The sequence below is a fragment of the Nonomuraea maheshkhaliensis genome, assembly GCF_039529435.1.
Lineage (GTDB): Bacteria > Actinomycetota > Actinomycetes > Streptosporangiales > Streptosporangiaceae > Nonomuraea > Nonomuraea maheshkhaliensis.
Genome location: NZ_BAAAMU010000098.1, coordinates 1 through 24,408 on the forward strand (window position 1 = coordinate 1; position 24,408 = coordinate 24,408).

The 24,408-nt window shown below is 70.2% G+C and carries 22 protein-coding genes; 8 read left to right on the forward strand and 14 right to left on the reverse strand.

Annotation, left to right across the window (positions count from 1 at the left end; genetic code table 11):
* From ABFX54_RS41755 to ABFX54_RS41775, 5 genes are all read left to right on the forward strand, one after another.
* Positions 1-1,191, forward strand: a 1,191-nt coding sequence (locus ABFX54_RS41755; protein ID WP_346112420.1) for an amino acid ABC transporter ATP-binding/permease protein, incomplete at its 5' end; no start/stop codon positions are given.
* Between the two features lie 82 nt (positions 1,192-1,273).
* On the forward strand, positions 1,274-1,900 hold the full coding sequence (locus tag ABFX54_RS41760; protein WP_346112421.1) for a hypothetical protein: 627 nt from the start codon (positions 1,274-1,276) through the stop codon (positions 1,898-1,900).
* Positions 1,897-2,274 carry a winged helix-turn-helix domain-containing protein gene (locus tag ABFX54_RS41765; RefSeq protein ID WP_346112422.1) on the forward strand — a complete coding sequence of 126 codons (378 nt, stop codon included), beginning with the start codon at positions 1,897-1,899 and terminating at the stop codon, positions 2,272-2,274. The genes ABFX54_RS41760 and ABFX54_RS41765 overlap by 4 nt, the downstream gene beginning before the upstream one ends.
* The gene (locus ABFX54_RS41770; protein WP_346112423.1) at positions 2,271-3,152 is read left to right on the forward strand and encodes an ABC transporter ATP-binding protein; all 882 of its coding nucleotides are present in this window, start codon (positions 2,271-2,273) and stop codon (positions 3,150-3,152) included. The genes ABFX54_RS41765 and ABFX54_RS41770 overlap by 4 nt, the downstream gene beginning before the upstream one ends.
* Complete coding sequence (locus ABFX54_RS41775; protein WP_346112424.1) at positions 3,145-3,885, forward strand: ABC transporter permease; 741 nt, start codon at positions 3,145-3,147, stop codon at positions 3,883-3,885. Before ABFX54_RS41770 ends, ABFX54_RS41775 begins: the two co-directional genes overlap by 8 nt.
* Positions 3,886-3,970: 85 nt before the next feature.
* Here the strand turns inward: ABFX54_RS41775 and ABFX54_RS41780 are convergent, their stop codons facing one another.
* The 7 genes from ABFX54_RS41780 to lon form a co-directional block, all read right to left on the reverse strand.
* Positions 3,971-5,221, reverse strand: a complete 1,251-nt coding sequence (locus tag ABFX54_RS41780; RefSeq protein WP_346112425.1) for a S1C family serine protease — start codon at positions 5,219-5,221, stop codon at positions 3,971-3,973.
* Positions 5,222-5,373: 152 nt separating this feature from the next.
* Positions 5,374-6,909, reverse strand: coding sequence for an AMP-binding protein (locus ABFX54_RS41785; protein ID WP_346112426.1), 1,536 nt, complete (start codon positions 6,907-6,909; stop codon positions 5,374-5,376).
* A 112-nt stretch (positions 6,910-7,021) separates the two neighbouring features.
* Complete coding sequence (locus tag ABFX54_RS41790) at positions 7,022-7,603, reverse strand: hypothetical protein (RefSeq protein ID WP_346112427.1); 582 nt, start codon at positions 7,601-7,603, stop codon at positions 7,022-7,024.
* Positions 7,604-7,739: 136 nt separating this feature from the next.
* The gene (locus ABFX54_RS41795) at positions 7,740-8,567 is read right to left on the reverse strand and encodes a MetQ/NlpA family ABC transporter substrate-binding protein (RefSeq protein WP_346112428.1); all 828 of its coding nucleotides are present in this window, start codon (positions 8,565-8,567) and stop codon (positions 7,740-7,742) included.
* A gap of 9 nt (positions 8,568-8,576) precedes the next feature.
* Positions 8,577-9,233, reverse strand: coding sequence for a methionine ABC transporter permease (locus ABFX54_RS41800; RefSeq protein WP_346112429.1), 657 nt, complete (start codon positions 9,231-9,233; stop codon positions 8,577-8,579).
* Positions 9,230-10,192, reverse strand: a complete 963-nt coding sequence (locus tag ABFX54_RS41805) for a methionine ABC transporter ATP-binding protein (protein WP_346112431.1) — start codon at positions 10,190-10,192, stop codon at positions 9,230-9,232. The genes ABFX54_RS41800 and ABFX54_RS41805 overlap by 4 nt, the downstream gene beginning before the upstream one ends.
* Before the next feature lie 576 nt (positions 10,193-10,768).
* Entirely contained in the window at positions 10,769-13,132 is a 2,364-nt protein-coding gene (gene lon, locus ABFX54_RS41810; RefSeq protein WP_346112432.1) for an endopeptidase La, read from the reverse strand.
* Positions 13,133-13,271: 139 nt separating this feature from the next.
* On the opposite strand from lon, the gene ABFX54_RS41815 reads away from it, so the two are divergent.
* On the forward strand, positions 13,272-14,633 hold the full coding sequence (locus ABFX54_RS41815; protein WP_346112433.1) for a phenylacetate--CoA ligase family protein: 1,362 nt from the start codon (positions 13,272-13,274) through the stop codon (positions 14,631-14,633).
* A 3-nt stretch (positions 14,634-14,636) separates the two neighbouring features.
* Here the strand turns inward: ABFX54_RS41815 and ABFX54_RS41820 are convergent, their stop codons facing one another.
* The 7 genes from ABFX54_RS41820 to ABFX54_RS41850 are packed head-to-tail and all read right to left on the reverse strand — an operon-like array spanning position 14,637 to position 22,297.
* Positions 14,637-15,656 (reverse strand): Lrp/AsnC family transcriptional regulator, encoded by a 1,020-nt coding sequence (locus ABFX54_RS41820; RefSeq protein ID WP_346112434.1) that lies wholly within the window; start codon positions 15,654-15,656, stop codon positions 14,637-14,639.
* A 19-nt stretch (positions 15,657-15,675) separates the two neighbouring features.
* Positions 15,676-16,515, reverse strand: a complete 840-nt coding sequence (locus ABFX54_RS41825; RefSeq protein WP_346112435.1) for an alpha/beta fold hydrolase — start codon at positions 16,513-16,515, stop codon at positions 15,676-15,678.
* 17 nt (positions 16,516-16,532) lie between these two features.
* The gene (locus tag ABFX54_RS41830) at positions 16,533-17,702 is read right to left on the reverse strand and encodes a M24 family metallopeptidase (protein ID WP_346112436.1); all 1,170 of its coding nucleotides are present in this window, start codon (positions 17,700-17,702) and stop codon (positions 16,533-16,535) included.
* Entirely contained in the window at positions 17,699-18,553 is an 855-nt protein-coding gene (locus ABFX54_RS41835) for an ABC transporter permease (RefSeq protein ID WP_346112437.1), read from the reverse strand. Before ABFX54_RS41835 ends, ABFX54_RS41830 begins: the two co-directional genes overlap by 4 nt.
* Entirely contained in the window at positions 18,550-19,503 is a 954-nt protein-coding gene (locus ABFX54_RS41840; protein ID WP_346112439.1) for an ABC transporter permease, read from the reverse strand. Before ABFX54_RS41840 ends, ABFX54_RS41835 begins: the two co-directional genes overlap by 4 nt.
* 5 nt (positions 19,504-19,508) lie before the next feature.
* Positions 19,509-21,089, reverse strand: a complete 1,581-nt coding sequence (locus tag ABFX54_RS41845; protein ID WP_346112440.1) for an ABC transporter substrate-binding protein — start codon at positions 21,087-21,089, stop codon at positions 19,509-19,511.
* Positions 21,089-22,297, reverse strand: coding sequence for a dipeptidase (locus tag ABFX54_RS41850; protein ID WP_346112441.1), 1,209 nt, complete (start codon positions 22,295-22,297; stop codon positions 21,089-21,091). Before ABFX54_RS41850 ends, ABFX54_RS41845 begins: the two co-directional genes overlap by 1 nt.
* A 130-nt stretch (positions 22,298-22,427) precedes the next feature.
* Here ABFX54_RS41850 and ABFX54_RS41855 point away from each other — a divergent pair, with 130 nt between their 5' ends.
* Positions 22,428-23,429: an ABC transporter ATP-binding protein gene (locus ABFX54_RS41855; RefSeq protein WP_346112443.1), complete on the forward strand. Its 1,002-nt coding sequence runs from the start codon at positions 22,428-22,430 to the stop codon at positions 23,427-23,429.
* Entirely contained in the window at positions 23,413-24,408 is a 996-nt protein-coding gene (locus tag ABFX54_RS41860) for an ABC transporter ATP-binding protein (protein ID WP_346112444.1), read from the forward strand. The genes ABFX54_RS41855 and ABFX54_RS41860 overlap by 17 nt, the downstream gene beginning before the upstream one ends.

Consider the following 24,408-nt stretch of genomic DNA (forward strand, 5'->3'; position numbering starts at 1 on the left):
CAGGCCCGCGTGCACGCCGCCGCCCTGGCCGGGGGCACCCTGGTGCAGGGGCTGACGGGGGCGGCCGTCGTGCTGATCGCGCAGGGCGCGGGGGCGGGCTCGGTCGGTACGGCCGTGCTCGCGCTGACGTCCCTGGTCGCCTTCGAACCCGTGCTGCCGCTGGCGGCGGCGGGTGAGCGCCTGGCGGGCATCACGGCCGCGCTCAGACGCCTGCGCGAAGTACGCGCCACCGCCCCGGCGACCACCGAGCCGGCCGCCCCCGCGCCCCGCCCGGAAGCCCCGCTGACCATCGAGATCGACAATCTGGTGGTACGCCACCCCATCCACGACGGCGACCACCCTGCCGGCCCCAGTGACCTGCTCTCGGCACCTGCCCATGGCCAGGACTCCCATGGCCAGGACTCCCCCTCCCCCGCCCGGCAAGCGTCCGTTCCTGGCGACGTGCGCTCGGCGGGCGGGGACGCGTCCGCGCGAAGCGGCGGTGGGGTGGGACGAGCCGGCGCGAGCGGGCGGGCGGCGCTTGACGGGGTGTCGTTGCGGCTCACCCCCGGGAAGCGGGTCGCGATCGTCGGTCCCAGTGGGGCCGGTAAGAGCACGCTGCTGGCCGCACTCATGCGGCTCGTCGAGCCCGAGTCGGGCGCGGTCAGGGTCAACGGCACCGACCTGCGTGACCTGGCCGGCGACGACGTGCGGACGCTGATGACCGGCCTCACCCAGGACCCTTACATCTTCCGTGCCAGCCTGCGCGACAACCTGCGGCTGGCCGGGCCCGATGCCGACGACGAGCGGCTGTGGCAGGCCGTGCGGGACGCGCGGCTCGACGAGTGGGTGGATCGCACGGGGTGGGACGCGGAGCTGGGTGAGGACGGCAGGACCGTGTCCGGCGGTCAGTTGCAGCGGCTGGCCCTGGCCAGGGCTCTGCTGTACGACCCGCCGGTGCTGCTGCTCGACGAGCCGGCCGAGGCGCTCGACGAGGAGGCGGCCGACCGGCTGATGAGCGACCTGCTCGACGTGACCCGCGAGCGTACGACGCTGCTGGTCACGCACCGGCTCAAGGGGCTGGAGCTGGTCGACGAGATCGTGGTGCTGGAGGAGGGCCGGGTCGTCCAGCGGGGCCGGCACGACGAGCTGGTCTCGGTGCCCGGATACTACCGCGACCTGTGGGAGTCCGAGGTCCTCACCCGGCGGTAAAGGTCATTCGCCCGCCCTCGATGCGCTTGGCGACGCCATCTGGTTTATGATGCAAACCAGTTTGCCGATTCGAGGAGTTTGCATGGTGGACGAAGATCGCGCGCCGAGTCCCGAAGAGATGCTCCGCGTCATGGAGGAGCAGAACGTCGCCACGGTGCGATGGCTCTATGCCGACAGCGTCCTGCTCTACGTGCCCTGGGGCGTGGCCTGGCTGTTCGGCTTCACCGCGCTCTTCCTGCACTACGGGCTCGACGGGCACTCCTACGCGCCGATCACGCAGATGCAGGGCGTCGGCGTGCTCATGGCGGGCCAGCTCGTCGCGGGGTCGTTCGCCGCGTTCGGCATCGTGCGCATGAACCGGCTGGTGCGCGGAGGCACCTCCATGAAGGGAGCGATGTACGGGTACGCGTGGTTCGCCGGGATGCTCCTGATGACCGTCATCGCGCTCAGGCTCGGACCGCAGCTCCCTCCGGAGGAGAGCGGCCTGCTCTGGGCGGGCAGCTCGCTCATGGTGGTGGCCGTGCTGCAGATGGCCGGCGGCGCGGTCTGGGGCAACTGGCCGATGTTCTTCGTCGGTGCCTGGGTGGCCGGCGTCGACGCGCTGGGCGTGCTGCTCGGGGCGGGCTGGCACGCGCTGCTCACGGCCGTGCTGCTGGGCGGCGGGTTCATCGTCGCCGGGCTGTGGCTGAGGCTGAGGCGGCGCAAGTGAGTGACGACAACGCTTCTCCCGACGACACCGCGCCGGACAGCACGGCGCCCGACGGGCCCGATCTCGGCGTGCCCGATCTCGATCCGGTGATCCACGCTCAGGCCAGGCTGCGCGTGGTCGCCACGCTCAACGTCCTGCCCGACGGGGACGAGATGGCGTTCAACTCGATGAAGCGGCTGCTCGGCATGACCGCGGGCAACCTGTCGGTGCACCTGACCAAGCTGGAAGACGCCGGATACGTCCGGATCAACAAGACCCACAGGGGCCGCACCCCCGTCACGTTCGTGGCTCTCACCAAGCGCGGGCGGCTGGCCTTCGAGGAGTACACGAAGGCGATCCGCGCGCTGCTGGACAACGCTGGAGGAAAGCAATGACGGTCCTTGCCCGGGCACACGAGGTCACCCGCCGCTACGGCGAGGTCCTGGCTCTCGACCGGCTCTCGCTCGACATCGGGGCGGGCGAGCTGGTCGGGCTGCTCGGCCCCAACGGGGCGGGCAAGTCCACCTTGATCAACCTGTTCGTCGGCCTGCGCAGGCCCACGTCCGGCACGGTCGAGTTATTCGGCGGCTCGCCGCTGGACCCGGTCATGCGGCGCGGCATCGGCGTGACACCGCAGGAGACGGGGCTGCCCGAGTCGCTGCGGGTGAAGGAGATCGTCGACTTCGTCTCGGCCCACTTCCCCGAGCGGACCGGCACGAAGGAACTGCTGGCCAGGTTCGGGCTGGACGACCTGGCCGGGCGGCAGGTGGGCGGGCTGTCCGGCGGGCAGCGGCGGCGGCTGGCGGTGGCGCTGGCGTTCGCCGGCCGGCCGAAGCTGGTGTTCCTCGACGAGCCGACCACCGGCCTGGACGTCGAAGCCAGGCGGGCGCTGTGGGACGGCATCAGGTCCTTCCACGCAGAAGGCGGCACCGTCCTGCTCACCAGCCACTACCTGGAGGAGATCGAGGCCCTGGCCCAGCGCGTGGTCGTGATCGGCTCCGGCCGGGTGCTCGCCGACGACACGGTCAGGGCCGTGCGCGACCTGGTGGGCGTGCGGCGCGTCTCGCTCGTCGCCGAAGACCTGCCCGAGCTGCCGGGCGTGCTCGGCAGCGAGCGCGTGGACGGCCGGACCCACCTGGTGACCACCGATCCCGACCGGCTGGTCGTCGAGCTCGTACGGAGCGGCACGCCGTTCTCCGGCCTGGAGATCAGGCCGACCACCCTGGAGGAGGCCTTCCTGGCCCTGACCACGAAGGAGTCCGCGCATGTCTAGCCTGGCCCTCGCGCACACCCGCTACCTCCTGCTCGAACAGCTCAGAGTGCCCGTCGGCCTGATCGCGGGCGCGCTGTTCCCCGCGATCACGATGGTGGCGTTCGTGGTGCCGTTCGCGGGCCAGGATCCGCGGGCCGCCACGATGGCGACCGGGTCACTGATGTTCTTCGGCGCGATGTCGGGGGCGCTCATCGGGCTGAGCATCACCGTGGCCCAGGACCGCGAGCGGCCGTGGAATCCTTACCTGCGCACGCTTCCCGCCGGGCCGGCGGCCCACTTCACCGGCCGGATCCTGGCCACGCTCGTCACGACGCTGGTCTCGACGGTTCCGGTGCTGGTGGTCGGCGCGCTGTTCACCGAGGCGACGTTCACGGCGCCGCGGCTGCTGGCGGCGGTGGGCGTGGTGGTCGCGGGCACCGTGCCGTTCATGCTGCTGGGCCTGCTCATCGGCTACCTGATGGCGGCCAAGGGTGCGATCGCGGTGTCGCAGGTGCTGTTCTTCCCGCTGGCGATCCTGGGCGGGCTGCTGCTGCCGCCCGCGATCCTGCCGGACTTCATCCAGGTCGTCTCGCCGTTCACCCCCACCAGGGGCGTGGCCGAGCTGGTCTGGGCGGTCACGGCGCGGACGACGCCCGATCCGGTGGCGCTGGTCTCGCTGGCGGTGTGGACCGCGCTGGCGGCGGTGGCGGCGGGCTGGGCCTACCGCCGCGACGAGGGCAGGCGCTTCTCATGAAGCCGGGAACGTCTCTTGAAATGGGGGGGTGTGCCGCCGAGTCCGCAGCGATCTCGACGGCACACCCGTCCATGAGGGGGTCCTGTTAGTTGTTCTCATCGAGGGTCACGGTGACCTCGCCGGTCTTGCCGTCCCTCATATAGGTGATCTTGACCTGTTGGCCCGGTTTGAAACCTCTGACCTGCCCGACAACGGTATCGCCTCCGTCAACCGCCTTGTCGCCGATTTTGGTGATGAGGTCGCCCTGCTGCAGTCCGGCCTTCTCCGCCGGGCTTCCGGCGGTGACCTGCCGGATGAGGGCCCCCGGCACGTCACCCGTCGCGTCGGTGACGCTCACGCCGAGGAAGGCGTGGCTGACCTTGCCGTTGCGGATGAGCTGGTCGGAGACCTGCTTGGCGGTGTTGACGGGGATGGCGAAGCCGACGCCGCCGCCCGCGGCGTCGGAGGCGATGGCGGTGTTGATGCCGACCAGTTCGCCCGCGGCGTTCACCAGCGCGCCGCCGGAGTTGCCCGGGTTGATGGAGGCGTCGGTCTGGATGGCGCCGCCGATCGTCGTGGGCGCGCTCTGCTGCTGCTGTTCCTGGCCCCAGCCGGGCGGGATCTGCTGCCGCTGGTCGTTGCCGAGGTTGAGGGTGCGGTCGAGGGCGCTGACGATGCCCGCCGTCACGGATCCGTCGAGGCCGAGCGGGCTGCCGATGGCGAGCACGGCGTCGCCGACCTTGAGCTGGTCGCTGTCGCCGAGCGTGGCCTTGGTCAGCCCCGAGACGCCTTCCGCCCTGATGACGGCGAGGTCGGTGGCGGGGTCGGTGCCGACGACGGTGGCCTTGGCCGTCTTGCCGTCGCTGAACTTGACCGTCATCTGGCCGCCCTGCCCCGCGCCCACGGCCACGTGGTTGTTGGTGAGGATGAGCCCGTCCTCCGACAGCACCACGCCGGAGCCCTCACCGGTCTGCCCCTGGATCATCACGACGGTGGGCTGCACCTTGGCCGCGACCTCGGCGACGGTGAGCGGGTCACCGGCCGACTTGAAGACCGGGCTCGGCGCGTTGGGGCTGCTGCTGGCCACCTGTTCAGGCTGGAACGAGGTGGCGACGACGGCCCCCACGGCGCCGCCGCCGATCGCCATGGCGGCCATGGCGAGCCCCGCGACGACCTTCTGCCCGGTGGTGAACCGGTGTCTGACGGGAGCCGCCGCCGGGGGTGGTGGCGGCACCTCCATGGCGATCGTGTCGCGCCGGGGGAAGCCTCCTGCGCGCGGCGGGGCGGATCCGAACTGGCTCCACCCACCGGCGCCCTTCTCTTGCGGGCCCTGCTCGTGAGGCTCGTTCGCGTTCATCTGTCATCTCCTCGAATCCCGATGATTCAAGGATGTCAAGTCGCGCGTAAGAGCTGGTTAAGGGGATGATTGCGGTGGGCGGCGGCGCCTGACAGCGGCCTTATCGGCAAAGGTCGGACGACCGCAGCCGGCCCGGGAGAATCTTCAAAGTTTTACTTTCGGGCGGGCCAGTACTCGTCTCTGAGCAACCGCTTGTAGAGCTTGCCCGTCGGGTGGCGGGGCAGCTCGGGCCGGAAGTCCACCGACTTGGGGCACTTGTAGTGTGCCAGATTCTCGCGGCAGTACGCGATCAGCTCCGCCTCAAGCCCTGGCCCCGCCTCGTCCATGGACATCGGCTCGACCACGGCCTTGACCTGCTCACCCATCTCCTCGTCCGGCACGCCGAAGACCGCGACGTCGGCCACCTTGGGGTGGACCGACAGCACGTTCTCGGCCTCCTGCGGGTAGATGTTCACGCCGCCAGAGATGATCATGTACGAACGGCGGTCCGTGAGATACAAAAAGCCCTCCTCGTCGAGGTGGCCGATGTCGCCCAGCGTGGTCCAGCCGCGGCCCCTGGGGTCCTGGGCGGAGCGGGTCTTGCCCGGGTCGCCGTGATACTCGAACCGGCCGCCGTTCTCGAAGTAGATGGTGCCGTGCTCGCCAAGCGGCACGTCCTGGCCGTCCTCGTCGCAGATGTGCACGACGCCGAGCAGCGAGCGGCCGACGGTGCCCTTGTGGCGCAGCCAGTCGTCGGGGCCGACGTAGAGGAAGCCGTTGCCCTCGGTGCCCGCGTAGTACTCGTGGATGATCGGGCCCCACCAGTCGATCATCCGCTCCTTGACGGGGACGGGGCAGGGGGCGGCGGCGTGGATCGCGTACTTGAGCGAGGAAATGTCGTACTTTTCCCGGATCTCTGGCGGCAGTTTGAGCATCCTGATGAACATCGTCGGGACGAGCTGCGTGTGCGTCACGCCGTACCGCTCGACCAGCGACAGGAACTGCTCGGGGTCGAAGCGCTCCATCACCACCACCGTGGCCCCGAGCCGCTGGAACGTCAGGCTGTAACGCAGCGGCGCGGCGTGGTACAGCGGCGCGGGCGAGAGGTAGACGCTGTCGGCGGACGGCGCGAACAGGCCCTGGATGAGCTTGAACAGCGTGCCGGGCTCGTCCAGCGGGCCGTGCGACGAGGCCGGCTTGACGCCCTTCGGGCGGCCCGTGGTGCCCGAGGAGTAGAGCATGTCGACGCCCGTGCACTCGTCCTCGATCGGGGTAGCCGGCTGCCCCGCCACCGACTCCTCGTACGACGCGAAGCCGTCGGCCACGCCGTCCAGCATGAGCCGCAGCTCGACGCCCGGCGTGGCGGCGGTGATCGAGGTGGCGACGCCGGCCAGGTCCGCGCTGGAGATGAAGACCCGGGCGCCGCAGTTGCCGACGATGTAGGCGAGCTCGTCGGTCTGCAGCCGCGAGCTGACCGGCGTGTAGTACAGGCCCGCGCGGTGCGCGGCCCAGGCGACGACCAGGAAGAGGGGGTGGTTGGCGAGCATGAAGGCGATGTGGTCACCCGGCCGCAGCCCCGCCGAGCGGAACAGGTGGGCCAGCCGGTTCGACTCCTCGTCCAGCTCGCGGTAGGTGACGACCCGCCCGGAGCCCGCCATGATCACAGCGGGCTTGTCGGGGGTGACTGCTGCGATGGCTCCCGGATACATGATTAGAACAGTATTCGGTTGATCGCCCGCCGCGCCAGGACCCGTTCAGGCAGACAGGAAGCCGCGGCCTCCTCGTCGAGGCCGCGGCTTCGCGGGTGCCGGTGAGAGGCGGTCAGACGGCCGCGTGGTAGACGTCCTGCCAGCCGGAGTAGTGGCCGGTCGGACGGTGGTGGCCACCCCGGCTCACGTTGACGTAGATGTGCGCGGCGTTCTCACCGTGGAAGGAGAAGTGCCCGCGGTGCTTGCCGCACTGGGAGAAGGTCCTGAAGTACGAGGAACCGTCGTGGTCCACGACCTTGAACGTCTCCCACGCGCACTTGTTCCTGCCCCACCACTTGTAGTTCTGCAGCGTGCTGTGCACGGTGTAGAAGTGGTCGAAGCGCCATTCCCAGACCTTCTTCTTGAACGTCTTCTCGACCCACCTGCAGTGCCGGTGACCCTTGTGGTCCTTGCGGCACTCGCGCTTCTTGACGACCTCCGTCTTCCAGTACCAGTGCTTGAACCGCTTCCTGTCGACGGACACGTGACCATAGGCCTTGGCCTTGTGATCGGCGGAGAAATAGGGCCCCCAGCCGTCGTAGGAGGAAGCGGCGGGCGTTGCGGATGTGACGGACGCGTTCGCCGCGACGGGCGCGCCGATCGCGACCACGGCGGCGGCGGTGAAACCGAGCAAAATCCGGGACACGAATTTCACTGGGTGCCTCCTCGGGAGAGGTTGACTGACATCGCATTCGTACGCCCGCCGCATTGCGCTCCACTTACAAGGGACTTAATACACTCAAGTATCGGATAAGCGGATATTTCCGATCATGTCCGGCGATTGTTCAACATCATTCTGCCGGAATGACCGAGCCCTCGTACTTCTGCTTGATGAAGTCCTTGACCTTCTGGTCCTGCAGCAGCTTGCCGAGGGTGACGATGTTGGGGTCCTTCTCGTGGCCGGCCGGCACGACCAGGCCGTTGACGTACGGGTTGCCCTCGGTCTTCTCCAGCACCAGCGCCTGCGTGGCGGGCTTGAGCCCGGCCTCGATGGCGTAGTTGCCGTTGATCACGGCGGCGTCCACGTCTTCGAGCGAGCGCGGCAACTGGGCCGCCTCCAGCGGCTTGAACTGCAGCTTCCTGGGGTTGTCGACGACGTCGCGCTCGGTGGCGGCGGTCCCGGCGCCGTCCTTGAGCTTGATCACGCCGTTGTCGGCGAGCAGCTTGAGCGAGCGGCCCAGGTTGGTGGCGTCGTTCGGCAGGGCCACCGTAGCGCCGGTGGCCAGCGCCGTCACGTTCGTGATCTTCTTGGAGTACAGGCCGAGCGGCTCCAGGTGGACCGGCGCGACGAAGACCAGGTCGGTGCCCTTGGAGGCGTTGAAGTCGTCCAGGTACGGCCTGTGCTGGAAGAAGTTGGCCGTGAGCTGGCCCTCCTGCAACTGCACGTTCGGCTGCACGTAGTCGGTGAACTCCACGATCTCCAGCTTGAGCCCGGCCGCGGGGGCCAGGTTCTGCTTGACGAAGTTCAGGATCTCGCCGTGCGGCACCGGGTTGGCGCCGACCTTGATCACGGCGTCGGCACCCTCAGCGGCGGCGGCGTTGGTGGCGGACTGCGACGTGCCGCATGCGGCGAGCGACAGAGCCAGCGCAACGGCACCTACAAAGCGGTGAATTTTCATGATTTTTCCTTACTTATGCGATAGGCGCCGAGCGACCCAGTCGCCCAGGCTCTGCAGCAGTTGCACGATGACGAGCAGCAGCACGACGGTGACGATCATCAGGAGCGTCTCGAAGCGCTGGTAGCCGTACCGGACGGCGAGGTCTCCCAGCCCGCCCCCGCCGAGCGTGCCGGCCATGGCGGAGTAGCCGATGAGCGCCACCACGGTCACGGTGAGCCCGGCGATCAGGCCGGGCAGCGCCTCGGGCAGCAGCACCTTGCGCACGATCGTGGCCCGGCTCGCGCCCATGGCCTGGGCGGCCTGCACCACGTCCGCGCCGACCTCGCGCAGCGCCGTCTCGACCAGCCGGGCGAAGAACGGCACCGCGCCCACGGTCAGCGGCACCACGAACGCGGCCGTCCCGATGGTGGTCCCGACCACGAGCCGGGTGAACGGGATGATCGCGATCATCAGCACGATGAACGGCAGCGACCGCCCGACGTTCACCACGAACCCGAGTGACGACTTCAGCGCCGGGACCGGCCGCAGCCCGCCCCGGTCGAACACCACCAGCGCCACGCCCAGCGGCAGCCCGAGCAGCAGGGTGAACAGCGTGGACCACCCGACCATCAGCACCGTCTCCACCGTCGCCGGCCCGAGCAGCGGCAGCATCTCCTCCCAGGTCACGCGGCCTCCCCTGCCGTCTCGACGATCAACCCGCACTCCCGCAGGTAGGAGAGCGCAGCCCCCGTGTCGGCGCCCTCCAGCGCGACCCGCAACCGGCCCACCGAGCCCCCCGCGAGGTCCTCGATGGAGCCGCCGAGGATGCTGAGGTCCACGTCGAACTTCCGCACCACCTCCGAGACCACGGGCTGGCGCGGGTCGCCGGTGAACGTGAGCGTCACCGAGCCGGCCGGCGCGGGTTCGGGCAGCGGGAAGATCTCCCTGGTCAGACGCGATCCTGGCGTCCTGATCAGGTCGGCGATGGCACCCGACTCCTCGATCCGGCCGCGGGTCATGATGGCGACCGAGTCGCAGACGCTCTTGACCACGTTCATCTCGTGGGTGATGAGCAGGATCGTCAGGCCGAGCTCGGTGTTGAGCCGCTTGAGCAGGGCGAGGATCGACTGCGTGGTGGCCGGGTCGAGCGCCGAGGTGGCCTCGTCCGACAGCAGCACGGCCGGGTTGCCGGCCAGCGCCCTGGCGATGCCGACGCGCTGCTTCTGGCCGCCCGACAACTGGTGCGGGCGGTCCTTGCCGCGGCCGTCGAGGCCGACGAGCTCCAGCAGCTCGGCGACGCGGCGCTCGCGCTCGGCGGCCGGCACGCCCATGACCTCCAGCGGGAAGGCGACGTTGCCGGCGACCGTGCGCGAGGAGAGCAGGGCGAAGTGCTGGTGGATCATGCCGATGCGCTGCCTGGCCCGGTTGAGGTCCCGGCTGCCGAGCGCGGTCAGCTTCTGGCCGGCGACGGTGACGGTGCCATCGGTGGGGCGTTCGAGCAGGTTGACGCAGCGCAGGAGCGTGCTCTTGCCGGCGCCGCTCTGTCCGAGCACGCCGTAGATCTCGCCTTCGCGCACGTGCAGATCGACGCCGTCGAGCGCGACGGTGTCGCCGTACTGCTTGCGCAGGCCGGAAGCCTGGATCACGGAGAATCCCCACGACTGAGGGCGGCCTGTGGCGGGGCCGCGGGAACGTACATCACCTGGGAGAAGAGCCGGGGTAAGCCTCAGCGGGTGCCGGGGTGGAACGGCAGGTGGCTCAGCCTGCGCAGCACGTAACCAGGTGTGATCATGACGACCTTCGGAGAGACCGGGCGGACGGGGTGCTTCAACGGGCCGGCATCCGCCCCGTACAAGCACGGCGACACGCGGCGCCGCATGGGGCGCTGCTCATGGTCGCGGTTGCCTCGTTCACGCTGTAGCTAACGACCGGAGGGATTTCCGATATTCCCCACCGGTTTCGTGATATGCGTCACGCTCCGCTACTTCACTTTACGGTACGAGCACCGTTACTTCCGGCGCAGCCGCATCGCCAGCCGCACGATGAGGAACACCACGACGCCGATCGCGACCAGCTGCAGCAGCTCCGGGACGCCCATGTTGCCCATATCGCTCCAAATCAGCGCCGGGGGTGACATGAGGGAAACGCGCGCGGCTTGATCAAAAGTTCCCGCAAAGGGGCCCCGTGATCACGATCGATCACGGGGCCCACGGGACAGGCGGTCAGGCGGCCACGGAGGACGAGGCGACCGAGGCCGGGGCGAGCGCGATGTCGAGGACCTCGCGCACGTCGCTGACCGCGTGGATGGTCAGCTCGGCGCGGACCTCCTCGGGCACGTCGTCCAGGTCGGGCTCGTTGCGGGCCGGGATGAGCACGGTCGTGATGCCGGCCCGGTGCGCCGCCAGCAGCTTCTGCTTGACGCCGCCGATCGGCAGCACCCGCCCGGTCAGCGAGATCTCACCGGTCATGGCCACGTCGCCGCGGACCAGCCGCCCGGACAGCAGGGAGGCCAGCGCCGTGGTCAGGGTCACGCCGGCCGAGGGGCCGTCCTTCGGCACGGCGCCCGCCGGGAAGTGGACGTGCACCGAGCGGTCCTTCAGCGCGGTGACCGGCAGCTCCAGCTCCGCTCCGTGCGAACGCAGGTAGGACAGGGCGATCCTGGCCGACTCCTTCATCACGTCGCCGAGCTGGCCGGTCAGCGTGAGCCCGGTCTCGCCGGTCTCCGGGTCGGCCAGCGACGCCTCCACGTAGAGCACGTCTCCCCCGGCCCCGGTGACGGCCAGCCCGGTGGCCACGCCCGGCACGGAGGTGCGCTGCTTGGCCTCGGGCAGCGACGACTCCGGCACGAACCTCGGCCGCCCGATGTAGTCGACCAGGTCGGCCTCGCCCACGGTGACGGGCAGCTCGCCCTTGGCGGTCACCTTGCGCAGGATCCTCGCGACCGAGCGCTCCAGCGAGCGGACCCCGGCCTCGCGGGTGTATTCGGCGGCCAGCCGGCGCAGCGCCGCGTCCTCGACCGTGACCTCCTCGGGGGTCAGCCCGGCCAGCTCAAGCTGCCTGGGCAGCAGGTGGTCGCGGGCGATGGCGACCTTCTCGTCCTCGGTGTAGCCGTCGAGGGTGACGATCTCCATGCGGTCGAGCAGCGGCCCGGGGATGGCCTCCAGGACGTTGGCCGTGGCCAGGAAGAGCACGTCGGACAGGTCGAGCTCGACCTCGAGGTAGTGGTCGCGGAACGTGTGGTTCTGCGCCGGGTCGAGCACTTCGAGCAGGGCCGCCGTCGGGTCGCCGCGGTAGTCGGCGCCGACCTTGTCGACCTCGTCGAGCAGGACCACCGGGTTCATCGAGCCGGCCTCGCGGATCGCGCGGACGATGCGGCCGGGCAGCGCGCCGACGTAGGTGCGACGGTGGCCGCGGATCTCGGCCTCGTCGCGGACGCCGCCGAGCGCCACGCGGACGAACTTGCGGCCCATCGCGCGGGCCACGGACTCGCCCAGGGACGTCTTGCCGACTCCGGGAGGGCCGGCCAGGGCCAGCACGGCGCCGCTGCGCCGGCCGCCCACCACGCCGAGGCCCTTGTCCTGGCGGCGCTTGCGCACGGCCAGGTGCTCGATGATGCGGTCCTTCACGTCGGCCAGGCCGGTGTGGTCGGCGTCGAGCACGGCCCTGGCGCCGGTGATGTCGTAGTTGTCCTCGGTGCGGTCGTTCCAGGGGATGTCGAGCACGGTGTCGAGCCAGGTGCGGATCCAGCCGGTCTCAGGCGACTGGTCGGAGGTCCGCTCCAGCTTGTCGACCTCCTTGAGGGCTGCCTCGCGCACCTTCTCCGGCAGGTCGGCGGCCTCCACCCGGACCCGGTAGTCCTCCTCCTCGGTCTCGGCGGAGTCTCCGTTGAGCTCCTTGAGCTCCTTGCGCACGGCGGCGAGCTGCTGGCGCAGCAGGAACTCGCGCTGCTGCTTCTCCATGCCCTCCTGGACGTCCTTGCGGATCGTCTCGGCGACGTCGAGCTCGGCGAGGTGGTCGCGGGACCACTCGACCAGCTTGGCCAGCCGGTCGGACGGGTCGGCGGCCTCCAGCAGCTCGACCTTCTGCGCCGTGGTCAGCCACGGGGTGTAGCCGGAGCTGTCGGCCAGCACGGACGGGTCGTCGATCTGGTTGACCTGGTCGACGACCTGCCAGGCGCCGCGCTTCTGCAGGATGGTGGTGGCCAGGACCTTGTACTCCTTGGCCAGCTCCTGGGCGCGCTCGCCCACGGCGACGGTGTCGATGGTGTCGGCCTCGACCCACAGCGCGGCGCCGGGACCGGTCGTGCCGGTGCCCACCCTGACCCGGTTGACGCCGCGCACGACGGCGGCGGGCTCGCCTCCCGGGAGCCTCCCGACCTGCTCGACGACGGCCTGAACGCCGATCGCGCCGTAGCGGCCGTCGATCCGGGGAACGAGAAGGACCCGTGGCTTGTTGCCACCGGATGCACGGGCCGCGTCGATCGCGGCGCGCACCTCGGAGTCGGACAGGTCCAGCGGAACCACCATGCCCGGCAGCACGACCTCGTCGTCCAGCGGCAGGACCGGGAGGATCAAGCTCTCACTCATACGAACTCCCAAGGGTTGAGTTATACCGGCTCAACTCATCGGAGCCCCACCGTGTTCCCTTCCTTGCCGATGTTCGCTCACGGCGATCGTAATCATGTAAGCGCAGCCTCGGGAGCGGGCCCCGTCGTACAGTCGGCGAATGGACCCGGTTGAGCTCTTCCACGAGGTGGCGGCCACCGTTCCCGCCTACGGCAGGTTCCTCGCCGAGCAGGGGGTGGACCCGGAGAAGATCACGACGCGGGACGACTTCACCCGCCTGCCCATGACCACGAAGGACACCTACACACTGCGGCACCCGCTGCCCGACCTGTGCAGGAACGGCGTGATCGGGGACATGATCGCCGTCTCGTCCGGCTCCACCGGCACGCCGTCGTTCTGGCCGCGCTCGGCGGGCGACGAGCGGGTCATCGCCGATCGGTTCGAGGAGGTGTTCAGGGACTCCTTCCTGGCCCGCGAGCGCCGTACGCTGGCCGTGGTCTGCTTCGCCCTCGGCACCTGGGTCGGCGGCCTGTTCACCATCGGCTGCTGCCGTCACCTGGCCGAGCGCGGCTATCCGATCACCGTGGTCGCCCCGGGCTCCGACCGGCGGGAGATCGCGCGGGTGCTGCCCGAGCTGGCCCCGTACTTCGACCAGGTGGTGCTGCTGGGCTACCCGCCGTTCCTGAAGAACGTCATCGACGGCGAGGACCTGCCCTGGGCCGAGTGGAACGTCAAGCTGGTCACGGCGGGCGAGGTCTTCAGCGAGGAGTGGCGCACGCTGGTCGCCGAGCGGGCCGGCATCGCCGACCCGGTGCGGGGCATCGCCTCCCTGTACGGCACCGCCGACGCGGGCGTCCTGGGCAACGAGACCGCGCTGTCGGTCGGGATCCGCCGCTTCCTGGCCGCCCGCCCCGGCCTGGCCAGGGAGCTGTTCGGGGAGTCCAGGCTGCCCACCCTCGTCCAGTACGACCCCGGCGTCCGACACTTCGAGGAGCACCAGGGCACGCTGCTGTTCTCCGGCGACAACGGCGTCCCGCTCGTCCGCTACCACATCGCCGACGAGGGCGGCGTGCTGCCGTACGAGAACCTGCTGGGCTTCGTCCGCTCCCACGGCTACGAGCCCGAGGAGGAAGGCCCCGAGCGGCCCTTCGTGTACGTCTTCGGCCGCAGCCACTTCACCGTGTCCTACTACGGCGCGAACGTCTACCCGGAGAACATCGCGATCGGCCTGGAGCAGGCGGAGGTGAGCGGGTCGGTCACCGGCAAGTTCGTGGTGGAGGTGGCCACGGACGAGCGGCACGACCGGCACCTGACGGTGACGGTGGAGCTGGCGCCGGGCGAGCGGCCCTCAGAGGAGGTGGCCCAGGCGGTGGGCGCGTCGATCCTGGGCCAGTTGCTCCGGCTGAACAGCGAGTTCGCCGCGTACGTGCCGGCCGGGCGGCAGATGCCGTTCGTCCGGCTGCGCGAGGCCGGCGACCCGGAGTACTTCCCTCCGGGCGCCAAGCACCGCTACACCCGATGAGCCCTACGCGGGCGGTCCCGTGGGCAGCCCCGCGGGCGTCAGGGCGGCGGCGATGCGCGACTCCGCCCAGGGCACCATGAGGAAGCCGCGCTTGACCGTCAGCACCTGCACGCCCGCCGTCCACGAGTTGATCCCCGGCACCGCGGCCAGCGTGCGGGAGGTGAAGTGGTGCAGGTCGGCGGTGGTGGGGACGATCACCTCGCAGACCATCGACGCCTGCCCGAGCGTGGAGGCGATCATGCGGACGCCGCGCTCGCCGGCCAGCCGCTCGGCCACGCTCTCCTGCATGCTGGGCTCGACCGTCAGCCACAGCAGGATCTCGGCCTCGTAGCCGAGCGCCGCCGCCGGGATGAAGGTCGTGACGCTGGCGCAGCCCCGGTCGAGCATGGCCTCCAGCCGCCGCCTGGCGGTGCTCTCGCTGATGCCGAGGCGGCGGCCGATCGACTGGAAGCTGGCCCTGCCGTCCTCGCGCATGGCGGCCAGCACCTCGCGGTCGACGTCGTCGAGGTGGCCGCGCTCGCAGGTGTGGACGGGCCGGTGCAGCGCGAACGCCGCGGCCTTCTCGCCGAGGACGGGCACGCTCCAGTCGTAGCTCACCTTGTACGTGTGCAGCACCAGGTCGGCGTTGCTCTGCTGCGCCCCCGGCACCGAGTGCACGTAGTCGACCAGCATCGAGTAGAGGTCGCGGTGCTTGGGCGCGACCAGCTCGAAGACGATGTCGTAACCACCGGTGACGATGGTGACGTACCGGATGTCAGGATTTTTCGCCAGCAGCCCGGCCACTCTGAGCTGGCTGCCGGGCGCGCACGTCAGCCGCACCAGGAACACGTGGACGGGTCCTTCGTGCTCCAGGTGCGGCAGCACCGCCACGCGGGCCAGGCCCGCGCCCATGAGGTGCTGGGCCCGCCGCGCCACCGTCGTGGTGGAGATGCCGAGCAGCTGGGCGATGTCGGTCCAGCTCGCCCGGCCGTTCACGTGAAGCGCGGCCAGGATCTTGCGGTCTAGGTCGTCGAGATCTTCCATCGGGGGCATCATCGCGCGTTCAGCCCCGGTCGCGCACCCCGGACAGGAAGGCGCGCACGGTGGCCTCCCACAGCTCCGCCTCCTCGACCTGCGGCGAGTGCCCCGACTTTTCGAAGATCCGCAGCTCGGCGCCGGGGATCAGGTCGGCGATGGTGCGGCTGCACTCCACGGGAGTGATCCAGTCGTGGCGGCCGACGGTGATCAGGGTCGGGGCGGTGATGCCGGGCAGCAGGTGCTTGATGTCGTAGTTCGGCTGGTTGACGGCGAAGGCGTAGTTGTGGGTGGCGTAGTGGTACGGAGTGGCGGCCACCCGCTTCTCGACGGCGGCGGGATCGTAGTCGTGGTCGTACAGGGGGAGGATCTCGCGCCAGCAGTCGCGCAGGTCGTCGTCGTCGCGCACGGTGCCGGACATGATCCGGTCGAGCTTGGCGCGGTCGATGGTGACCCGGGAGGAGGCGGCGGCGTTGCGGATGGCCAGGTCCTGGTTGGCGTTGTCGGCGGAGGTGTCGCGCAGCACGACGGCGCTGACCCGGTCGGGGTGGCGGGCGGCGTACTCCATGGCGATGAAGCCGCCGTAGGAGCCGCCGGCGATGACGACGCGCTCGGCGCCGAGCCATTGGCGCAGTCCCTCGACGTCGGCGACCCACTGCTCGTGCGTGAACGGGCCGTTCTGCCCGCTCTGTCCGGATCCTCGGGCGTCGAAGACGACCACCTTGTACGCGTCCGCGAGCCGGCCGAAGCTGCTCCTGGGCTCGGCGAGCGAGCCCAGGCCCGGCGCGCCGTGGTGGGCGATGATGACGTCGTCGCCCTCGCCGAGGATCTCGACGTTCAGCCGGTTGTCGTTGATGTCGACGAACAAAACGGTCCTTCCAGAAATCAGATGATGACGTCGGTGAGCTCGCGCGGGTACGCCGTCAGGCGGCGCGGCCCCGACTCGGTGACCAGGACGGTGTCGGAGATGCGGTATCCGGCGTGGCCGGGCACGTACACGCCGGGTTCGCTGGACAGGATCATGCCGGGGGCCAGCTCGGTGGTGTCGCCGTACGACAGCCAGGGCGGCTCGTGGAAGCCGAGCCCGATGCCGTGCCCCTGGCGGTGGCGGATGTGCTCGGCGAACCCGGCCCGCTCGATCACCGCCAGGCAGCGGCGGTTGGCCTCCTCGCAGGTGGCGCCGGGGACGAGCGCCTCGGTGCCGATCTCCTGCGCCTCGCGCACGACCTCGTAGTAACGGGCCTGCTCGGGAGTGGGCTCGCCGAGGACGAACGTGCGCTCGCTCTCCACGAACCGGCCGCCGACGGCGCAGCCGAGCGAGAGCATGAACGTCTCCCCCGCGCGCAGCCGGTCGCCGCCGGGCAGGCGGTGCGGCTGGGCGGAGTTGGGGCCGCCGTAGACGAGGCCGCCGGTCAGCATGGGCACGACGACGACGTCCTCGTGCCTTGCGTACATGAGGCGGGAGCCGTGGGAGATGACGTGCCCGGCCAGCTCGGTCTCTGTGGGCAGTTCGCCGCCGGCCTCGACGGCCGACCTGACCAGCTCGACGCCGGCCTCGATCATCTGGTCGGCGATGCGGGCGGCCTCCTCGTGCAGCGTGATCTCCTCGGGCAGCTTGCGCAGCCGCACCCGGCCGAGCGCGCCCGAGGCGCTCCAGCGGGTGGAGGAGAACGCCTCGGCCAGCGCCTCCGCCCGGCCCACACTGGTCGAGGGCGCGTACGCGGCCGCTTCCGGCGCGGGGACGTGCGCGGCCAGGACCGCGAACGGCGACCTGACGCCGGGGAACTCGGGGTAGGCCACGATCTCGGCCCGCGCCTGCTGGTCCTCCGCGTACTCGCGTTCGAGGTCGGGCACGAGCAGCACGGGCTCGCCGTCGAGCGGCAGCCAGCAGGCGACCGGGCGCTCGTTCGGGAAGTGGTGGAAGCCGGTCAGGTAGGCGACGTCGAGCGGGTCGTCGAGGATCAGGGCGGACAGGCCCTCGCGGGACATCTCCGCTCGTACCCGGTCGAGCGCGCCCGCGTAGAAGGCGCCGGGCAGCCGCTGGGAGAAGGTCATGTGTCGCTCCTGTGGTTGCGGGCGTCGTTGTAGGCCACGGAGAGCAGCGTCGTGGACAGGACGAGCAGCAGGATGGCCAGCGACGGGAACAGGGTGGTCCACCAGGCGGAGGCCAGCGCGCCGGACTGCTGCGCCTTGTGCAGGATCGTGCCCCACGACCAGCTGTTCGGATCGCCGAGCCCGAGGAAGGACAGCCCGGCCTCCGACAGCACGGCCCGGGAGGTGGTCAGCACGACCGACACGCCGACGACGGGGATGACGCCGGGCAGCAGGTGCTTGCGCACGATCCACAGGGACGAGCCGCCGACGACCTTGGCCGCCGACACGAACGGCATCGGCACGATGGCCAGGGCCTGCGAGCGCACCACGCGGGCCACCTCGGGCCAGCTGAACAGCGCGATCACCACGGCCAGCGTGCGCACGCTGGGCCCGGCCAGCGCCGCGACGAGGATCATCAGCGGCAGCACGGGCAGCGACAGCGACAGGTCCACCAGCACGCCGAGCGGGGTGTCCAGGCGCCGGAAGTAGGCGGCGCAGACACCGATGAGCAGGCCGATGACGATGGCCAGCACAGAGGCGCTGACGCCGACCGCCATGCTGACCCTGGTGCCCCAGACGACCTGGGCGAAGACGTCCTGGCCGATGTCGTCGGTGCCGAACCAGTGGGCGGCGGAGGGCGGCTGGGAGGTGTCGGCGCCGTACCCCTCGGGGAACGGCGCGATCAGCGGCGCGCAGATCGCGACCAGGGCCAGCAGGATCAGCAGGATCCCGCTGGCCACGCCGAGGGGGTTGCGGCGGAAGGAGGACCAGGTCCGCTGGCGCGGCGTGAGTTCCACGGCGGCTGCCGTCATGAGGTACGCACCCTGGGGTCGAGGATTCCGTAGGCCACGTCGGTGATCAGGTTGGCCGCCACGACGGCGGCCGCGAGCAGCACGAACGCGCCTTGCAGGACGGGGAAGTCGAGCTGGCCGACCGCCTCGTAGATGGCGCGGCCGATGCCGGGATAGGCGTAGATCGTCTCGGTCAGCACCGCGCCGCCGACGAGGGTGCCGAGCTGCAGCCCGGCGATAGTGGTGGTGGGCAGCAGCGCGTTGCGCAGGGCGTGCTTCCACACGACCGTCCCCGGCCGCACGCCCTTGGCCTTGGCCAGGGACACGTAGTCCTCGCCGAGCGCCTCGATGAGTGTGGTCCGCATCGTCAGCACGTAGCCGCCGAGCTGGATGAAGACCAACGACAGGCACGGCAGCACCAGGTGGTGCAGCATGCTGAGCGTGGCGCCCAGGCCGGTGGCGTCGAGGTCGACCGCGCCGCCGATGGGGAACCAGCCGAGCCAGACGCCCAGCACGTACATGAGCAGGATGCCGACGCTCGGCACGAACAGCGACTGCGCGGTGATGCCGGTGAGCTGGATGACGCGGTCCAGCCAGCCCTTGGCCCTGGTGGCGGCGAGCACGCCGAGCGGGATGCCCAGCGCGATCGTCACCACCATGGCCGAGATCGTCAGGATCAGCGTCCAGGGCAGCCGCTCCATGAGCACGGTCGTCACGGGGATCGACTGCCGGAAGGACATGCCGAGGTTGCCCTGCACCAGCTGGCCGAGATAGTCGAGGTACTGCGCCGCCAGCGGCTTGTCCAGGCCGAAGTCGGCGAGCAGCTTCTGGCGCAGTTCCTCGGTCATGTTCGGATCGGCCACGGCCAGCACCGGGTCACCTGGCAGCAGCCGCACCAGGAAGAACGTCACCGTGACCGCGAACCAGAGGGTGAGCAGGCCGCGGGCCAGCCGGAGGCCGATGAAGCGCATGCCGATCAGCCCGCCGGCTTCGCCGCGGCGAGGGAGAGCGGGTTCAGGATGGACAGCAGCTCGCTGGGCATCGGCTGGAACCCGGTCCACTTGGCGGAGTGGGCGACGTTGAACGTCTCGACGTACAGGACGTTGTCGTAGACCTGGTCATGGATGATCCTGGCCGCCTCCTGGATCGGCGCCTTGGCCTCCTCCTGGGTGAGCGCCCGCTGCGCCTGGTCGATCAGGTCGTCCAGCTTGGGGTCCTCGACCTGGGCGTAGTTGATGAACCCGCCGCTCTTGAAGGCCAGCCCCAGGTTGGCGGGCGGGTTGTCCATGACCGCCCACGAGCCGGCGTAGATGTCGAAGTCCCGCTTGGTGGTCTTGTCCAGGTATGTGTTGCGCTCCAGGCCCTGCAGCTCGATCGTGATGCCGGCCTTCTTGGCCGCGTCGCGGACCATGGGCGCCCAGCGGGCGATGTTCGGGTCGGCCTGGTCGTAGATCATGCTCAGGCTGAGGTTCGTCTGCCCGGCCTCGGCCAGCAGCTTCTTGGACTGCTCGGGGTCGAAGGCGTACTCCTTCGAGGCCGTGTCGGTCCACTGGGGCAGCGAGGGCGTCAGCACGCTGGAGTTGGAGGACTTGGCGAAGCCCTTCAGCGCGATGTTCCTGATCGCCTCGTAGTCGACGGCGTGGGCCAGCGCCTGGCGGACGCGGACGTCGTCGAGCGGCTTGCGCTTGGTGTTGTACTGCAGGTGCGCCCAGCCCAGCGACGGGATCTGCTCCAGCTTGACCTTCGGGTCGCTCTTCAGCTCGGTCGCGGTGGCCGGCGGCAGCACGTTGCCGATCATGTCGATCTCGCCGTTGCGCAGCGCCAGGACCTCGGTGTTGACGTCGGGGAAGACGCGGAAGACGACCTGCTTGACCGTGGGCTGACCGGGGCCGAAGTCGTCCACCCGGTCCATGATGTAGCGCTGGCCGCGCTCGACCTTGGTCAGCTTGAACGGCCCCGCGCTGACCCAGTCCTTGTCGTTGGCGAACTTCTGCACGCTCGGCGCCTTGGAGAAGACGTGCTCGGGCACGACGGGCAGCCAGAAGCCCACGTTGTCGAGGAACGTCCCGTCGGGGCGGGTGAGCTTGAAGCGCACCTCGGTCGGCGAGACCGCCTCGGCCTTGTCCAGCGCGGTGATGAGCCCGGCCACCACGCCGAACTTCTCCTTCTGCACCGCGGTCACCGAGAACACGACGTCGGAGGCGGTGACCGGCTTGCCGTCGGACCACTTCATGTCGTCGCGCAGCTTGGCGGTGGCGACCTTGCCGTCGTCGGAGTAGGACCATTCGGTCGCCAGGTACGGGATCCGCTTGCCGGTGGCGTCCATCTGGGTCAGCTTCGGGTACATGAGGTCGGTGACCCACGAGTCCGTACGGCTGTTGCCGACCAGCGGGTTGTAGTTGACCACGTCGGCGGTGGTGCCGATGGTCAGCCGGTCGGCGCTGGCGGGTGCCTGCGCGCCCGGGGAGGAACCGGAAGAACCGGAGGAACCGGGCACACTGGGAGCGCAGGCCGTAAGCGCCACGGCCAGCGCGGTGAGAAGAACCGCACGTCTCATCAGATCCAGACCTCTTCCAGCACGCGCATGACGTTGCCGCCGATGACCTTGGTGATCTCGTCGTCGGAGTAACCGTGGGTGACGAGCCACGAGATGATGTTCCAGAAGCACTCGGCCGGGTTCTCCAGGCCGTCCACGTAAGGGACCTTCTCGTACGCCTGGCCCGCGTGGGCCTCGTTGAGCGACAGGTGCTCGGCGAACGTGTCGTGCAGCCCCACGTGGTCGCCGAACAGCGTGTCGGGCCCGAAGGCCACGTGGTCGATGCCGACCAGGTCTACACAGTACGTGAAGTGGTCCATCACCGACTCCAGGCTGTGCCGGGGATGGTCGGGCGACAGGGTGGTGTGCGGGGCCGCCTCCAGCCCGATCACGCCGCCGCGCTCGGCCGCGGCCTTGATGACCGAGTCCGGCTTCATCCGGTTGGTCGGCCAGACGGAGCGGGCGCCCGCGTGGGTGATGAGGATCGGCCGGTCGGAGTGGCGGATCGTGTCGAGCGAGGTCTGGTCGCCGGAGTGGGAGACGTCGATGGCGATGCCCAGCTTGTTCATCCGGCGCACGGCCTTCTCGCCGAACAGCGTCAGCCCGCCGTCGCCGCGCTCCTTCAGGCCGCTGCCCAGGGTGTTGGCCTCGCTGTAGGCGATGCCCATCTGGCGCACGCCGAAGCCGTAGAGCATGTCGATCCGGTCGACCTCGTTCTCGATCATCGTGGCCGCCTCCAGGGCGAGCACGAGACCGATCCGGCCGCTGGAGTGCGCCTCGTGCACGTCGGCCAGGCGCTCGACCTTGATCAGGAAGTCCTGGTGCGCCACGTCCGACAGGCGCATGCCGATGTCGGCCACCACGTCGTTCCACTTCCAGCCGGCCTGGCTGGTGATGCAGCAGGTGCCGTCCATGAGGTTGTCGAAGACGACGGTCATGCCGGAGCGGGCCAGGCCCTCGTAGCCGGTGTGGTGGCGGGCGGTGCGGTTGTAGTCGACGGTCTGGCCGATGTCGTCGGGGAAGATCGACGGGTGGTCGTGCAGGGAGACGACCAGGCTGTCGGTGAGCAGGCGACGTACGCGCTCGCTCTGCTCGGAGGTCAGCGCGGGCCCCTGGTAGGCCGGGACCCGGCCGAGCTCAGGCGCCAGGTCGAACCGGCGGTAGTCGACGCCCTCCTCCAGGTATTCGTACGAACGGTAGCCCTTGTAGCTCTTCGCAGCTTCCAGCATCTGGTAACCCCTCTTGTCCAAGTGCCCGCAGCTTGCCAGAATCAGGCGTGAAAGACAATATTGGAGTTGTTTTCCGGCATCACAGACTTTGTTAACGCCATGTTTCGTCATGATCATAGAAGGGGGTGCGGTGAACGAGCCACCGGTCCTGGAGATACGCGACCTGCACGTCACGTTCACCGCACACGGACGCGAGATCCCCGCGGTGCGCGGGGTGGACCTGACCATCGAGCGCGGCCAGACGCTCGCGCTGCTCGGCGAGTCCGGCTCGGGAAAATCCGTCACGGCCAAGGCCGTCATGGGCCTGCTCGACCAGCCCGGCGCCCGGGTGCGCTGCGAGAGCGCCAAGCTCGGCGGACGCGACCTGCTCGCGATGACCGAGGACCAACTGCGCGCGCTGCGCGGCAGCGAGATGACGCTCGTCTTCCAGGACGCGCTGTCGGCGCTCAACCCCGTGCTCAGCATCGGCGACCAGATCGGCGAGCTCTACCGGGTGCACCGCGGCCTGTCCCGCCGGGAGGCCAAGGCCCGCTCGATCGAGATGCTGGACCTGGTCGGCATCCCGGCCGCGGCCCAGCGGATCAACGACTACCCGCACCAGTTCTCCGGCGGGATGCGGCAGCGGATCCTGGTCGCCATGGCGGTGGCGCTGGAGCCCGACCTGATCATCGCCGACGAGCCGACGACCGCGCTCGACGTGACCGTGCAGGCGCAGATCCTGGAGCTGCTCGACCGGCTGCGGCGCGAGCTGGGCACCGCGGTGCTGCTCATCACCCACGATCTCGGGGTCGCCGCCGAGGTCAGCGACCGGGTGGCGGTGATGTACGCGGGCCGCATCGTCGAACGCGGCGAGGTCGAGGAGATCTACGACCTGCCCGCGCATCCGTACACGGAGGCTCTGCTCGCCGCCATCCCCGACCTCGACACCCCCGCCTCGGAGCTGCGCGCCATCCCCGGCGCCCCGCCCAGCCCCGCCGAGACGCCGCCCGGCTGCTCCTTCGCGCCGCGCTGCGCGCGCGCGAGCGAGGTGTGCGTGACCACCCGGCCCGCCCTGACGCTGCTGGAGACCGGCGCCGGCCGCTACACCGCCTGCCACCACTCGGAGGAGATGCTCGATGGCGCCCTCGCCTGACGTCAGGGAGCCCGTGCTGCGGGCCACGGACCTGCACAAGACCTACCGCGGCGGCCTGCTCTCCAGGGGCGGCGGCGTGCGCGCGGTCGCGGGCGTGGACCTGGAGCTGTACGCCGGTGAGACGCTGGGCATCGTCGGCGAGTCCGGCTGCGGCAAGTCCACCCTGGCCCGCATGCTCGTCGGCCTCGAACGCCCCGACCAGGGCGAGGTCACCTTCCGCGGGCAGCCCTTCTTCACCAGGGGCGGCGTGCCGCGCGACATCAGGCGGCGGGTCCAGATGGTCTTCCAGGACCCGCTCACCTCGCTCAACCCGCGCATGACGGTGCACGACATCGTGGCCGAGCCGCTGCGCGTGCACCGGCTGGCGCAGGGCTCGCGCGCCATGCGCGACCGGGTCGGGGAGCTGCTGACGCTGGTGGGCCTGTCCCCCGACCGGATGAACCGGTTCCCGCACGAGTTCTCCGGCGGGCAGCGGCAGCGCATCGGCATCGCCAGGGCCCTGGCCACCGAGCCCGACGTGATCGTGTGCGACGAGCCGGTCTCGGCGCTGGACATGTCGGTGCAGGCGCAGGTGGTCAACCTGTTCGCGCAGTTGCAGCGCACGCTCGGGGTGGCGCTGGTGTTCATCGCGCACGACCTGGCCGTGGTGCGGCACGTGTCGCACCGGGTGGGGGTGATGTACCTCGGGCGGGTGGCCGAGACCGGGCCGGCGGCCGGGGTGTACGGGGCGCCGGCGCATCCGTACACGATGGCGCTGTTGTCGGCGGCTCCCGTGCCGAAGCCGCGGCTGAAGGGGCGCTCGCGCATCATGCTCGCCGGGGACCCGCCGAGCCCGGTCGCGCCACCGCCGGGGTGCCGGTTCCACACGCGCTGCTGGAAGGCCACCGAGCGGTGCGCCGAGGAGGAGCCGGTGCTGGAGCCGGGGCCGGACGGCGGCGACCACCACGCCGCCTGCCACTACGCGGAGCGGGCCTCCTGA